Origin of the sequence: Campylobacter concisus, assembly GCF_002914005.1 — a bacterium.
GTDB classification, from domain to species: Bacteria; Campylobacterota; Campylobacteria; order Campylobacterales; family Campylobacteraceae; genus Campylobacter_A; species Campylobacter_A concisus_N.
In genome coordinates this window covers 13,134-27,051 of record NZ_POZU01000084.1, presented here as the reverse complement: position 1 = coordinate 27,051, position 13,918 = coordinate 13,134, and the positions used below count along the sequence as shown (strand labels likewise).

The following is a 13,918-nucleotide window of genomic DNA, read 5'->3' as shown; positions in this document are numbered from 1 at the left end:
TCTTGTAATCTATTGATGAGAAAAATTTAGTAACCACTGAGGATTTTTCTTCTAAAAAAATAGTCATTTCAAAAAAATCTTGTGATATAGCATATTTATAAGGAGTATTTAAATTTAAAATTCCAGGATCAAAGTCAAATTTATCCAAACTCTGGTCATAGCCTTTTATTAAAATTTTAATACTTCTTACTATATCATCTTGAATTTTTATATTTTCAAATAGTTTTTTATGTCTGCTAGCAACATCTACTAATTGTAGAAAATCTATTTCACAATCACTAAATTTAAATCGTTCAATTTCATCATTAACTATATCGCAGCAATAATCATCTTTTATGAGATAGAAATTTTGTAAATTCTGAAATTTTTCGATCTCATATTCACCAAATTTCTTATCATAAAAAGCGACCTTGCCCATTACCTCTCCGTTAAGGCATTTTGTTTCGCCTTTAAAATAGGCTTTAATAAATAATCAAGTATTGTCTTTTTGCCGGTAATGATATCAGCTGAGACTATCATACCAACTTTTATCCTAAGTGGCTTTTCTTCGCTACCAAGATAATTTTTCTCAGTTTCTATCCTGACCAAATAATAGCTCTCGCCAGTTTTTTCATTAGTCTCCGTATCGGCACTAATCTGCGTTACTTTGCCTTTTAAACCACCGTAAATACTAAAATCATAAGCCGTAAATTTAACCATCGTATCAAGCCCAGGCCTCAAAAACGCAACATCGGCTGGTTTTACTTTTACTTCGGCAACCAGTTTATCCTCAAGAGGAACGATCTCGGCAATATTTTCACCAGGCTTGATAACTCCTGATACGGTATGAACCATCATTTTACTAACGATACCATTTACTGGAGATCTTACATATGTTCTTTCTACTCTATCACTTAGGCTGATCTGTGATTCATTTATCCTTGCGATCTCTGCCGAAACCTCATTTAGCTCTTTTTTTGCATTGTTTTTAAATGCGAGTTTTGCTTCTTCGATCTTGTTTTTCGCTTCTTTTATAGTTGATTCAACTCTTGGCACAGCAAGAACAGCAGCATCAAGCTCACCTCTTAGATCATTTACACGTCTTTGAAGCTGGATGTATTCAACCTCACTAACAAGGCCTTTTTTAAAGATTGGCTCCATAATGGCCTTTTCTTTTAGAACAAGGTTATAGCTATTCTGAGTTTGAGAAATTTTATTTTTTAGTTCGACCAACTCACTCTGGCGTTGATGAATTTGCTCTGTTAAAATTCCTATCTGTTCATTTAAGTGATCAATATTTGAACTATGCAAACTTAACTCATATCTTATGGCTTTGCTATTGTTCGCATCTCTAGCTTCATCGTAGTCAAATTCCTTATCATTTGCCTCAGCATCAAGTCTCATAAATTTTGCTTGAAGTTCATCAAGTCTTAGTTTTGACTCGCCATAACTACTCGTAAAATTTTTATTATCTAGCCTTATTAGAATTTGATCTTTCTTAACTTCATCACCCTCTTTTACAAAAATTTGATCGACTATACCGCCTTCAAGATTTTGTATCGCTTGGTTTTTTCCAGACGGGATGATCTTACCACTACCTCTTGTAATCTCATCTATTTGTGCCCAGGAAGCCCAAACAAGAAGCCAAAACATAGTTATAGCAACCGTATAGAGTATCTTTTTAGATGTAGATGGGGCTTTAGCCAAAACAGCCTCAGAAAGACTTGACATAAATTTCAAATCATAAGCATCATAATTTTTTGTTTGAAGATTAGACTTTATGTCATCTACACTATTTAAAATTTTATTACTAGCTTCCTCTTGTTCTTTTATGTTATTTTCAGAAATTAATCTTTTTTCAGTTTTTGGATTTTCATTTTGTTTATTCTTGATATCTTCTTGCATGATCACTTCCCACTAAGTCTTGCTAAAACTTCATCTCTTGGTCCGTCCAATAAAATTTTGCCATTGTCCATAACTATAAGTCTATCAACAAGATCTAGCATCGACGTCCTATGCGTGACAAGCAGCATCGTTTTATTTGCTGTATTTGTCTTTAAATTTATTTTTAACTTATTTTCAACTGTATTATCAAGAGAATTTGTTGGCTCATCAAGCAAAATAATAGGACTATCTAGCAAAAATGCCCTAGCCACAGCTATGCTTTGACGCTGCCCACCACTTATGCCATCGCCTCTTTCAAAGACTGGCATGTCAAATCCAAGTGGATGAGCATTTACATATTCATCAACTCCGCTTACTTTAGCTGCTTTTATAATCTGAATATCATCAACATATGGTGCTTTTTGAACAATATTTTCTCTAACCGTTCCTTTAAAAAGCACAACATCTTGCGGAACGTAGCCGATGTTTCGCCTAAGATCGGCTGGATCAATTTGATTAATATCAATACCATCTATTAGCACTGAGCCTTCAGTTGGTGAGTAAAGTCCCAAAATGAGCTTTTGTAAAGTAGTTTTTCCAGAGCCATTTTTGCCTATAATGCCAACTTTTTCACCTGGCTGAATAACAAAATTTATCCTATCAAGCGAACCTTTTGTGGTATCTGGATATGTAAAGCTTACATTCTTAAACTCAATCTTTCCATCAAAAGAATTTCTTCTAACAAATTTTTTACCTTCTGGCCTTTCAACAGGCATTTGCATAATCTTACTAAGACTTTGATATGCTGTTTTTGTCTGCTCAAAATTTGCAGCTAGTGAAGCTACCTGTCCCATAGGAGCGATAGCGCGAGAGCTAAGCATAACCGCAGCGATAAGACCACCCATTGTAAGATGTGTATCTTGTATCATATAGACGCCAAGAACGATGATGGCAATAGTATTTAATTGCACTAAAAAAGATGTAACAGTCGTTATTGAAGTTGTAATAATTTTTGATTTAATGCTTCTATTTGCTATCTCACCGGTTGCCTCTTCCCAGTTCCACTGTATATGTCCGCTAGCGCCAAGAGTTTTGATGGTCTCAAGACTACTAAGGCTCTCTATTAAAATTCCATTTTTTATAGCCGAAGCCTCAAATGTACTTTTAATAGCATTTTGAAGTGGATCTTTTATAAAAAATGTATAACATAAAATAGCTATCATGATAACAATCGGCACTAGTACGATATAACTTCCTATAAAATAAGTAACTATCAAGAAAATGATCGCAAATGGAAGATCGACAATGGCTGCCAATGAGGCTGACGAGAAGAAATTTCTAACCGTATCAAACTCTTTTAGATTACTAGCAAAAGAACCAACAGATTTTGGTTTATTGCTAAATTTCATATCCATAACACGCTCAAATAAAATAGAGCTCATTATGATGTCGCTCTTTTTACCAGCGATCTCAAGAAAATATGATCTTACAAATTTCAAAAAAAGATCTATGCCATAAACTACACTTACACCAAGTGCCAAGACCCAAAGTGTCTCAACCGCATTATTTGGCACGACACGGTCATATACATTCATCGTAAAAAGCGGACTAGCAAGAACAAATAAATTTATAATAAAACTTGCAAGAACAACATCAAAATAAATCTTTTTTGAACGTTTTAGAGTTCCCCAAAACCAGTGGTCATTGCCAGCATCAATTAGCTTTGTTGAGCTAGTATCCTCTGGAACAAACTCGCGCTTTAGATAGTATGCATAGCCTAAATATTCTTCTTTTAATTTACTTATTTCTATCGTGCTAGTACCAGTTGAAAGTTCTGGAGTTATGATATTTGCTGTCTTTTTATCTTTACTAAAAGATTGCAAGATGCAAGCTTTTTTGCCTCTAAGCATTAAAATGCAGGGTAAAACTAAAGGAGAGATTTGTTCAAGATCTTTTCTTACAAGGGTAGAAGCAAAGCCGGCACGAGAAGCAGCACGAGAAAATAAAGACCTTGAGCTTTTAAGTGAAAAAAGCTCAATCTCATCACCATCTTTTACTGGCAAGCCAATAGTTAAAGCATCGGCACTGTATGGATTATTATGAAGCTTGGTAAAAATAACCAAACATTGAAGCAGTTCATCTTTTATCTTATCACTATGCATCTATCATCCAATGTTCTTGATTTCATCTATATAAATTCCTTGCATATTTTTAATGCCAAGATCGATTAACTTTTTCTTCTGCTCTTCGCCTTCAACACCGATTGCGATCAAAATAATGTCTTTTGAGCTTAAAACAACATCAAGTGATTGTTTTGTGTTTACTCCTGACTTATCACTTAAGAAGTCGATTAAGACATTTGACTGAATTTTTACATAATCAGGGTTAAATTCTTTTAGCTTCTCAATACCTTTTGCATTAAGCTCGAAGTGGTCAAAACCAAATCCAAAGCCAAGTTCTTTTAATTTTTTAGTAAGCTTAACTATACTTTCTATGCTAATATCGTCTTTATTTGGAATTTCTATATAGTTTTTATATTTTGAAATTTGACTTATCTTTTTAAGTGTAGCTTCAAGTTTTGAAAAATTTTCATCTGAATTTAATATCTCTTTTCCCAAATTTATGGCTAAATTGCCACTTGGTAAGATATTCTCCGGTAAAATTCTGGCTACTCTATTTAAGATATGAAGATCAAGCATTGCACCTAAATTTAGCTCATTTACCATCGGCATGAAGTATGAGGCCATACGCCATACGCCATCTTTATCAACAAGCCTCAAATAAAGCTCATACTGCTCAAAATTTGAATTAAGATCAATCACTTTTTGAGCTGCGAATTTAAATTCATCCTCTTTTATTGAGTCAAAAATAAGCTCTTTATACTTCTCTTTACCAATCACTAAAGTATTTTGATTTTCATTAAATACCTTATATGTAAAGCTACCAGCAAGTCTTGAGCTAGCCAATGTAACGTCAGCTGAAGTAAGAAGTGTCTTGATATCAGTATTTGGTGAATACTCAACTATCGCAGCATTTACTGGATACTCGCTATCATTTAGCGCAAAATTTGCATAAAGCTTTTTAAACTCGTTCATAATTTCATCACATAGAGCCAAGAAATTTGATGAATTTCTACCATATGAAAGCACAATAAAATCATTATCGTTGAGCCTTGCAACAACCGCATTTTTATCATTATGAATTGATTTTTCTTGTAAAATTTGAGCTATTTTCATTACAACGCTTTGCCATTTTTCAAAACCAAGCGTACTTTTTAAATTTATTAGATCTTTAAAACTAACAAGTAGAGCAACGCCACTTGAATATTCTTCACTAGCTAGATACTCACTAAATTTAGTTTGAAAAAATCTTCTATTATTAGCACCACTCATTGTATCTTTATATAAAAGTTCTTGATACTTACTAAGTGTGGCTGCCTCTCTCTCAAAAATGTCTTTTACCTTGCTAACCATAGAGTTCATAGCTAGAACCATTTTTTTAAGATCAGCTGTAAATGGAATTCTTTTCTGAATAATAAATTTATTATCAAGTATGGCCTCAGCCTGATCTTGAACCTTCATAAGCGGCCTAAAAATAGCTTTTAGAGCGAAATATGCCACCACGAGAGTGACAATTATCATTAGAAGAAGAAAATTAAAAATATTTTTTGAGTTAGTATAAAGCTCATTGTAGGCAAGTGCGGTGCTACCTTGAACATAAAGCGTGCCAAATTTTGCCCAGCCAGTCATAATCTCGCTATCTGCTATTGGCGCTTCGAACTTGGCTATTTTGTAAAACCATTCAGGAATATCTTTAACAACAGTTTGTTGAGAATTTTCAATAAGAACCTTGCCATCAACATCTTCAAGCTTGATAAGCTTGTATCTGCCGCTGTCAAACATAGAATTTATCATTGTTTGAGCCAAGGACATGTCATCTGGATCGATAATAGGCTTTAAAGCAAGTCCAAGCGAATTTGCTGTGTGTCTTGCATTTTCACCAAGCTGGTCATTAATATATCCATTTAGGCTCTTAAAATTTAAGTAGCCAACAGCCATAAAAATCATGATACCAAAAGTTATCACGGCGATCATAATTTGTTTAAATAGCGTCATAAATCCTCTTTTCCTATCCTATCTATTAGTTCCATCCACTTAGGATTTTGTTTTTTATTTCCACCTGGTATTGCTTGACCAAGACCTTCTTGTTTTGCCAAGTATAGCGAATCACCATTAAAACTATAAACTGGAACAAGGTCTGTTCTTTGAGTTGCGATTTTTATTTTACCATTTATGTTATCTAAAATTAATGGAATAGATTTTGGTGTATCGTAGTATGCTAAAACCATATGAGCTTGATTGTATCTTAAGGCTTTAACATATGTGAAATATAATTTTTGAGTTGGAATTCCTAGCTGCTTTAGTGTAAAATATTTTGCAATAACATAGTCTTCACAGTCACCAGCACCTTTTCCTATAAATTCCATTCTAGTAGCCCAATAATCCTTTTTGTGCCAAAGTTGCATATCATCAACCCATCTAAAAGAGTTAAAAAAGTCATTTACTTTTATTAATTTCTCTTGTTCAGTTGCATCTTGCAATGAAGTCATTAAAGAATTTAGAGCAGAAGCCCTTCTTCTTGCATCTTCTCCATAAATTTTAGCTACCTTTGCTATAGTTGTTGATTTTATAAAATCTCCAATAGCACTCGCTAATAATAAAAAAAGGACGCTTACAATAAGCGTCCAAAAATTTGTCTTGACCCTCATGGTCATTACTTTTTACATTTTTATCTTAAATCGTTTTGAATGCTGCAAGCACCTTGAATGTATCTCTTTGCAAAACCTGGTTCAAAGCTATCTGAGATCATTCCCATATTATCTAACAGTCTGTATCTTGCATAAGATAGTGCTGTCTCAGTTGTAGCGATCTCTTTTAATGCAGAGTTGTATTCATTTTCGGCATCAAGCAAGTTTATAAGATCACGACGACCGATTCTAAATTCATCCTGATAAGCATCAAGTGTAGCTTTAGCATATTCAACGTGTTGATTTAGATATCCCATTTTTTCTTGATTAAGAACATAATTTTGCCATGAAAATTCCAAAGATTCTTTAAGCTCTCTTACAAGATTATCTAAAGTTTGTTGCTCTTGTTGAACGGCAAGTTGGCTTTTTTCTTTATCTAGTTTATCATTACCTTTATTGTAAAGGTTATAGTTTAGTCTTAAAAGTGCGTCAAATGTTTGTTCTTCATAATTGTCATATAAAACATTTGAATGATCATACGCACCAGATACAACAAGATCTAATTTTGGTAAGAAAGGCGCATTTTTCTCTTTTACAACTGACTCTGCCATAGCAATATTTGATTTTTGAACCAAAAGTGACGGATTGCAAAGAATTGCTTTGTTATAAACAGCTTCTTTTGTGCTAGGCAAAGGAAGGCTAAACTCAGGCATTACTAAATTTTTAGCTGCAACTTTTTTTCCATATAATTTCTCAAATGTAGAAAGTGCATCTTCATAGTTATTTTTAGCAGCTGTATAGTTTGATTGAGCTAGAGTATAGCGTGATCCAGCTTGTCTCTCTTCAGAAGCTACACCATAACCTGATCTTGCCCTATCTTTAATTTGACTATAAATTTCCTCGTGACTCTTTACGTTTTCTTCTTCAATGTCTAAAATTCTCTTAGTTTGAAGAACTTGCAAGTAAGCATTTGCAGCATTTAATGTAAGTCTATCTGCAGCTTGTGCTACTGAATAAGCAGCTGAATCAAGCCTTGCGCTTTGAGAATTTATTCTATTTTTATCAGCACCACCATTGTATAAATTCTCAACCAAGGTTAGAGATGTGCCAGAAATTCTTCCATCTCCTCTTCTTGTAGAAACTCCATCATCAAGGCGTTTTTTCTCATATCCCACTCTAGCAGCAGCATCAAGTGTTGGATAATAGGCATTTTTTGCTATTTTTAGATCTTTACCAACTTGTAGATAGTTAAATTCTGTAGCTTTTAAACTTGGGTTTTCATTTAAAATAGTCTTTATAACTTGATCTAAAGTCAAAATTCCATCATCAACTTGTTGTGCTACTGGTTTCACTTCAGTTGATATAGCTTGTTCTATATTGGATTTTTTTGTTATTTGAGTATCAGCTACAGGTGCTTTTGCTCTCATTAAAGCATCCTTATAGCCTGATTCGTTTTGAACTTTAACTAATAGACTATTAGCTTCATCCTCAGAGACTGGAGTTGTGTCAATATATAAAAATTTTCGTCCACCAACCTCATAGATACCTGTGGTCAGCCTACTATCAGAAATTTTACTATTAACTTTATTAATAGCACTGTCGATTCTAGCCTGATTATCATCTTGTGCAAATGAAGCTAGAAAAATCCTATAAGGAACATCTTGAGCTGACAGTACAGTTGCTGCCAAAGCACTAATTGCTAACATCTTTTTCATAACTAAGATCCTTTTACCTTTTTTTATCATTAAGTCTATACTTAAATTTTGACACGAATTATACACCAAGAAATATTAAACGTATTTTAAATATCTTATGACAAAAAAATAATTTTTATATAGTTTTAGAAAAACGCCTTAAATTCTCGGGAATTTTCTTTAGATATTCATCAAAACACATTGCAATATTGCGTATTATTAGTGTCCCTGTTTCATTTACGCTAATTTTTGTAGGTGCAATATCAACAAATTCACTTAAATTTTTTAGCTCCGCAAGCTCCTCCTTAAAGTGTTCAAAGAAATTTATATTAAATTCATCCTCAACTGTCTTGATATTAAGTCCAAAATTACTCATTAGGTTCATAATCACCCTCTTTCTAAGTAGATCTTCATCACTCAGATAAATTCCCTTTGCATATGGCAGCTTTCCGCTATCAATTGCTTTTTCATACTCATCCATATCTTTATAATTTTGTGCATAGTGTCTTTTGCATTCGCCTATGCTGGTCACTCCAATACCAATCAAGTCGGCGCCACCTTTTGTCGTATAGCCCTGGAAATTTCTATGCAAAGTACCATTTGCCAAAGCGCCAAAAAGCTCATCATTTGGCTTTGCAAAGTGATCCATTCCGATCATTTTATAGCCATTTTTAGTTAAAAATTCGGCTGTAAATTTCAAAATCTCAAGCTTTACTTCAGGATCTGGCAATGTCGTTTCATCAAACTTACGCATTGATTTTTTTATCCATGGCACATGAGCGTAGTTAAAGACTGCAAGCCTATCTGGATCAAGTGTGAGGGCTAGTTCAAGCGTCTTTTTAAAGCTATCTAGGCTTTGATACGGTAGGCCATAGATCAGGTCCATATTTATCGACTTTATGCCCTTTTCTCTAGCCATTTTTACAGCATTTTGAGTAATCTCATAGGGCTGAATTCTGTGAATTTCTTTTTGCACCTTTTCATCAAAATCTTGCACGCCATAGCTGATGCGGTTAAATCCATGAGAAACAAGTACATCAAGCTGCTCTTTTGTTAAAAATCTCGGATCTATCTCGCAGCTTATCTCAGCCTCTTTTGAGAAATTTTTAAATTTAGATTTGATTAGTTTTATGATCTCATCAAGCTGTACGGCGTTATAAAATGTCGGTGTACCGCCACCAAAATGCATCTGCAAGACCTCAGTGCTGGTGTCCAGATGACGAGCTAAAATTTCAAGCTCTTTTTCTATATATCTTATATATCTCTCTTTACGGTCTTCTTTGCTAGTATAAATGACGTTACAGCCGCAAAAATAACAAGCACTTCTGCAAAATGGCAAGTGTAAATAAAGCGAAAGCGGTCTTTTTTTATCGCGATTTTCAAGCTCTTTTATATAAGCTTCATAGCTAAATTTATCACTAAACTCTGGTGCTGTCGGATAGCTAGTATATCTTGGCCCTGGCCTTGAATACTTCACATAAGCACTAAAATCAATCATCTGCTCTACTCCTTGCCATTTGAATCACCTCTTTTATGTCTACAAATAAATTTGGGTGCTCTTTTTTGATATTTTTTACTAGTTTGTCAAGATCAATATTAAATTGTCTGCTTTTTTTATCGCTTGCGATCTTTTTTATCTCATCCATAGCAACTACCCAAACATCACTAAAATCAACCGGTATATTTTGCCAGATCGTCTTTTCAAGCCTTAGATCAAAATTTTCTTTTTGAGACTCTTTGTAAGCCTCAATCAAAGCTGAAAGCGATTTTACAGAGATTACTGTGTGTAAATTTTGATTTTCATCAATGCCAAACCATGGTTCTTTCGAGTCCCAAGAGCCACTTTTTAAATTTAAAATATGCTCATTTGGATTTTTGGTTGAAACTATCTCAAAGATCGTCTTTTCAGGACTACTCAACCCAAGACTATTGCCGATCTCATCTATCTCATCATATATACTTTTCTCTTTGCTCATCTTCTTCTCTCATTTAGCCAGACCATTACACCTTTTTGGGCATGAAGTCTGTTTTCAGCTTCGCTAAAAATTTCATCTGCGTGCTTCTCAAAAACTGCCTCGCTCACCTCGTAGCCCCTATAAGCTGGCAAGCAGTGCAAAAATATCGCGTCTTTTTTAGCTAAGCTCATCAAATTTTCATCCACACAGTATCCAGCAAAGTCTTTTAGTCTCTTTTCTTTCTCAGCCTCTTGCCCCATTGATACCCAAGTATCTGTAGTCACTACATCGGCACCATTTACCGCTTCTTTTATATCATTTGTGATAAAAATTTTCGCACCTGAAATTTTTGCGTTTTCATTAGCCATCTTTAAAATTTCAGCGTCTACCTCGTAGCCTTTTGGTGTGGAGACCCTTAGCTCAAGGCCAAGCTTGCTGGCTAGCATGAGCCATGAGTGAGTCATGTTGTTGCCGTCCCCTACGTACGCGACCTTCTCGCCTGCGCTAAATTCAAGCATCGTTAGATAATCCGCCATGAGCTGCACTGGATGAAATTTATCGCTTAGTCCGTTTATCACTGGTACGCTTGAAAATTTAGCAAATTCCTCTAGTGTCTCGTGCTTATCGACCCTTAGCATAGCCATGTCGCACATTCTGCTTATCACTCTAGCGGTGTCACGGATCGGCTCGCCGCGGCCTATTTGTATATCATTTTTGCTTAAAAATAGCGCATATCCGCCAAGCTCATGCATGCCCACATCAAAGCTCACTCTAGTTCTAGTCGAGCTTTTTTCAAATATCATCGCAAGCTTTTGATCTTTAAGATATGGCTTAAATTCTCTAGCTTTCGCCTCTTTTTTGATCTTGCGAGCTAAATTTATCATCTGCTCGATTTCATCTTTGCTAAAGTCATTTAGCGTCAAAAAGTGCCTCATCTTAGCCCCTTAAAATTTTAGCCGCTTCTTTTGCGTGATAGGTAATGATCAAATTTGCCCCTGCTCTTTTAAAGCCGATCAATGTCTCCATCATAACGCGCTCATAGTCGATGATACCAGCTTTTGCGCCAGCTTTTAGCAGTGCGTACTCGCCGCTTACGTTATAGACGCAAAGTGGCAGAAGTGTTAAATTTCTTAGTTCTCTAACGACGTCAAGATAGGCGAGTGCTGGCTTTACCATCAAGATATCAGCACCTTGCGCCTCGTCCTGTAAGCTCTCATTTATAGCTTCAAGGCGGTTTGCGCTGTCCATTTGGTAGCTCTTTCTATCGCCAAAGCTTGGTGCGCTTTGTGCCACATCGCGAAATGGTCCGTAGTAGGCTGAGGCAAATTTAGTCGAGTAAGCCATCACTGGCAAATTCTCAAAGCCGTTGCTATCAAGCGTCTCTCTTAGCGTTGCGATGATGCCATCCATCATGCCGCTTGGTGCAATCATGTCGGCGCCATTTTGAGCGTGTATCAAGGCTTGTTTAGCTGAAATTTCAAGTGTGGCGTCGTTGTCGATGGTGTTATGTACGTGGTCGATTATGCCGCAGTGGCCGTGGTCTGTGTACTCGCAAAAGCAAAGATCAGTGATGACAAATAAATTTGGGAATTTATCTTTTATGGCTCTAAGCGCGGTTGCGATGATGCCGTCGTTACTTAGTGCGTCGCTGCCAACGCTATCTTTTAGGCTTGGTATGCCAAATAGAATGATCGATTTTATGCCTAAATTTACTATCTCTTCGCACTCTTTTAAAATCTCATCGATACTCATTTGATAAACGCCTGGCATCGAAGAAATTTCATTTTTAATGCCTTTGCCTTCGACCACAAAGAGTGGATAGATGAAGTCATTTACGCTAAGGCTAGTCTCTCTTACCATATCTCTTAGGGCTGGATTTATTCTTAATCTTCTAAAACGTTTAAACATATTTTTGCCTTTTCTTTGTTAAAATGCGTGATTTTTAGCTAGTTTAGCACAGTTGGAGTAAATTTAAAATGAAAATAGAAATTTCAAACGCGGCAAATCTACCCTCGAGATTTGGCACTTTTAAGGTTCAAGCTTTCAAAGAAGGGGAAAAAGAGCACCTTGCGATCTATAAAGAGCCTTTAAGCGAAGTTGTAAATCTTAGAATTCACTCTGAGTGCCTAACTGGCGATGCGATCGGGAGCCTAAAGTGCGACTGCCGCGACCAACTCGAAGCGAGCCTAAAATATATCGAAGAAAATGGCGGCATGGTCATCTACCTGCGCCAAGAGGGCAGAAATATCGGGCTTTTAAACAAGATAAACGCTTACAACCTCCAAGACAAGGGCTTTGATACCATTGAGGCTAATCACCAGCTAGGTTTTAAGGCTGATGAGAGGACATACGAAGTGGTTGATTTTATCCTAAATCACTACGGCATAAAAGAGGTAAATTTACTCACAAATAACCCATTAAAACTTCACGGGCTAAGCTCGGTAAAGATCGTAAAACGCGTGCCTATCGTTATAAAACCAAATAAATTTAACGAAGACTACTTAAAGGTCAAAAAAGAGCAAATGGGGCACATCTTGTGATGAAAAATGAACTCTGTTTGCCAGCTGAATTTAACGAAAAAGTAAAGGCTTACGCTCAAATTTTTGCTAAATTTAACCGAGTTCATAGCTTAAGCAACTATAAAGATATAAGCGAGCAGGTGCTTGATAGCATAAAACCGCTTGAGATTTTTGACCTAAGTGCCAAAACGGCGATCGATGTTGGTAGTGGAGCTGGCTTTCCAGCGATATTTTTAGCACTTGCGATGCCACGCACTAAGTGGCACCTTTTTGAGCCGATAGCCAAAAAGTCATCATTTCTAAGCTACGCTAAGATCGAGCTTGGCTTGCAAAATTTAGAAGTTCATAGCCAAAAGATCGAGCTTGCAGATAAATTTACAGCTGATCTCATCACCTCAAGGGCACTTAGTAAGACAAAAGAGCTTATAAAAATTTGCGAGGGATTTTATGATGAGAGCACTAAATTTCTCATCTACAAAGGCTCAAACGTCATGGATGAAATTTCAGGCATCAACGCGCAAATTTATAATGAAAAAAACAGAAACTACATATTTTTTAATCTCAAAAATCAAGGGGAGAAACATTGAAATACTTGCTTTTTGTGGCGATTTTGGTTGCGATTTATATCATATTTTTTAAAAATAGAAAAAAAAGCGACAAGATAAGCACCAGTAACTTCGAAGAGTGCAGCAAATGCGGTGTCTTTAGCGACATCGATCAAATGGTGCTAAGGGACGGAAAATACATCTGCAAAGAGTGCATAAAGGGTGAGAGATGAAAATTTTAGGCGATGAACTGATCAAATTTGAGCCGCTATTTCTTTGCAAAAGCGAAGATGAAATTTCAAACGGCAGGCAAAATCTCTTTAAATTTGATAGAAATTTCATAAAAAAAGCGCTAGAAACTGGAGCAAACTTTAGCATCATCGCAAATGACATAAACGAAGCTATCATCGCAAACGCTGCTGGAGCAAAATTTATTATTGCAGATATTGATATTGCAAAAGATCTAGCAAAGATAGCTGAGAGTTATTTATTTGACGCACTTATAGCTGTTTTGATAAAAGATGAAAGCGAGCTAGCACAGCTTGCAAAATTTAACATAGACGCAGCGATCTTGCCAAATGCTATAAAAGAATAA

At 35.7% G+C, this 13,918-nt stretch carries 14 protein-coding genes; 4 read left to right on the top strand and 10 right to left on the bottom strand.

Going from position 1 to position 13,918, the window contains the following annotated elements:
* From CYP54_RS09370 to hemB, 10 genes are all read right to left on the bottom strand, one after another.
* A partial coding sequence (locus CYP54_RS09370; protein WP_103605035.1) for a DUF5416 family protein occupies window positions 1-418 on the bottom strand: 418 nt, incomplete at its 3' end.
* A complete protein-coding gene (locus CYP54_RS09365) occupies window positions 418-1,884 on the bottom strand; it encodes an HlyD family type I secretion periplasmic adaptor subunit (protein WP_087579856.1) in 1,467 nt (488 codons plus the stop codon). The genes CYP54_RS09370 and CYP54_RS09365, both read right to left, overlap by 1 nt.
* A 2-nt stretch (window positions 1,885-1,886) precedes the next feature.
* Window positions 1,887-4,025 carry a type I secretion system permease/ATPase gene (locus CYP54_RS09360; protein WP_084040698.1) on the bottom strand — a complete coding sequence of 713 codons (2,139 nt, stop codon included), beginning with the start codon at window positions 4,023-4,025 and terminating at the stop codon, window positions 1,887-1,889.
* A 3-nt stretch (window positions 4,026-4,028) separates the two neighbouring features.
* Window positions 4,029-5,978, bottom strand: coding sequence for a bifunctional diguanylate cyclase/phosphodiesterase (locus tag CYP54_RS09355; protein WP_103599796.1), 1,950 nt, complete (start codon window positions 5,976-5,978; stop codon window positions 4,029-4,031).
* Window positions 5,975-6,631 (bottom strand): transglutaminase-like cysteine peptidase, encoded by a 657-nt coding sequence (locus CYP54_RS09350; RefSeq protein ID WP_054196396.1) that lies wholly within the window; start codon window positions 6,629-6,631, stop codon window positions 5,975-5,977. The genes CYP54_RS09355 and CYP54_RS09350 overlap by 4 nt, the downstream gene beginning before the upstream one ends.
* 20 nt (window positions 6,632-6,651) lie before the next feature.
* Complete coding sequence (locus tag CYP54_RS09345) at window positions 6,652-8,325, bottom strand: TolC family outer membrane protein (protein WP_103605034.1); 1,674 nt, start codon at window positions 8,323-8,325, stop codon at window positions 6,652-6,654.
* 115 nt (window positions 8,326-8,440) lie between these two features.
* Window positions 8,441-9,802, bottom strand: a complete 1,362-nt coding sequence (gene hemN / locus CYP54_RS09340; protein WP_103605033.1) for an oxygen-independent coproporphyrinogen III oxidase — start codon at window positions 9,800-9,802, stop codon at window positions 8,441-8,443.
* Window positions 9,795-10,280, bottom strand: coding sequence for a DUF2603 domain-containing protein (locus CYP54_RS09335; RefSeq protein WP_103605032.1), 486 nt, complete (start codon window positions 10,278-10,280; stop codon window positions 9,795-9,797). Before CYP54_RS09335 ends, hemN begins: the two co-directional genes overlap by 8 nt.
* Window positions 10,277-11,194, bottom strand: coding sequence for an ornithine carbamoyltransferase (gene argF, locus CYP54_RS09330; RefSeq protein ID WP_103605031.1), 918 nt, complete (start codon window positions 11,192-11,194; stop codon window positions 10,277-10,279). The genes CYP54_RS09335 and argF overlap by 4 nt, the downstream gene beginning before the upstream one ends.
* 1 nt (window position 11,195) lies before the next feature.
* A complete protein-coding gene (gene hemB, locus CYP54_RS09325; RefSeq protein ID WP_103605030.1) occupies window positions 11,196-12,167 on the bottom strand; it encodes a porphobilinogen synthase in 972 nt (323 codons plus the stop codon).
* A 68-nt stretch (window positions 12,168-12,235) separates the two neighbouring features.
* Between hemB and ribA the strand changes: the two genes are divergently transcribed.
* From ribA to CYP54_RS09305, 4 genes are read left to right on the top strand one after another with little or no spacing between them, the layout of a single operon-like run.
* The gene (ribA, locus tag CYP54_RS09320; RefSeq protein WP_103605029.1) at window positions 12,236-12,799 is read left to right on the top strand and encodes a GTP cyclohydrolase II; all 564 of its coding nucleotides are present in this window, start codon (window positions 12,236-12,238) and stop codon (window positions 12,797-12,799) included.
* Complete coding sequence (gene rsmG / locus CYP54_RS09315) at window positions 12,799-13,365, top strand: 16S rRNA (guanine(527)-N(7))-methyltransferase RsmG (protein ID WP_103605028.1); 567 nt, start codon at window positions 12,799-12,801, stop codon at window positions 13,363-13,365. The genes ribA and rsmG overlap by 1 nt, the downstream gene beginning before the upstream one ends.
* Window positions 13,362-13,556, top strand: coding sequence for a hypothetical protein (locus CYP54_RS09310; protein ID WP_009294554.1), 195 nt, complete (start codon window positions 13,362-13,364; stop codon window positions 13,554-13,556). The genes rsmG and CYP54_RS09310 overlap by 4 nt, the downstream gene beginning before the upstream one ends.
* The gene (locus tag CYP54_RS09305; protein WP_103605027.1) at window positions 13,553-13,918 is read left to right on the top strand and encodes a hypothetical protein; all 366 of its coding nucleotides are present in this window, start codon (window positions 13,553-13,555) and stop codon (window positions 13,916-13,918) included. Before CYP54_RS09310 ends, CYP54_RS09305 begins: the two co-directional genes overlap by 4 nt.

Excerpts from the sequence above, each read along its gene's own strand:
- hemB (WP_103605030.1), bottom strand. The coding sequence starts at position 12,167 with ATGTTTAAACGTTTTAGAAGATTAAGAATAAATCCAGCCCTAAGAGAT.
- argF (WP_103605031.1), bottom strand. The coding sequence starts at position 11,194 with ATGAGGCACTTTTTGACGCTAAATGACTTTAGCAAAGATGAAATCGAG.
- CYP54_RS09360 (WP_084040698.1), bottom strand. The coding sequence starts at position 4,025 with ATGCATAGTGATAAGATAAAAGATGAACTGCTTCAATGTTTGGTTATT.
- CYP54_RS09305 (WP_103605027.1), top strand. The coding sequence starts at position 13,553 with ATGAAAATTTTAGGCGATGAACTGATCAAATTTGAGCCGCTATTTCTT.
- CYP54_RS09345 (WP_103605034.1), bottom strand. The coding sequence starts at position 8,325 with ATGAAAAAGATGTTAGCAATTAGTGCTTTGGCAGCAACTGTACTGTCA.
- CYP54_RS09355 (WP_103599796.1), bottom strand. The coding sequence starts at position 5,978 with ATGACGCTATTTAAACAAATTATGATCGCCGTGATAACTTTTGGTATC.
- rsmG (WP_103605028.1), top strand. The coding sequence starts at position 12,799 with ATGAAAAATGAACTCTGTTTGCCAGCTGAATTTAACGAAAAAGTAAAG.
- CYP54_RS09365 (WP_087579856.1), bottom strand. The coding sequence starts at position 1,884 with ATGCAAGAAGATATCAAGAATAAACAAAATGAAAATCCAAAAACTGAA.
- CYP54_RS09335 (WP_103605032.1), bottom strand. The coding sequence starts at position 10,280 with ATGAGCAAAGAGAAAAGTATATATGATGAGATAGATGAGATCGGCAAT.
- hemN (WP_103605033.1), bottom strand. The coding sequence starts at position 9,802 with ATGATTGATTTTAGTGCTTATGTGAAGTATTCAAGGCCAGGGCCAAGA.
- ribA (WP_103605029.1), top strand. The coding sequence starts at position 12,236 with ATGAAAATAGAAATTTCAAACGCGGCAAATCTACCCTCGAGATTTGGC.
- CYP54_RS09350 (WP_054196396.1), bottom strand. The coding sequence starts at position 6,631 with ATGAGGGTCAAGACAAATTTTTGGACGCTTATTGTAAGCGTCCTTTTT.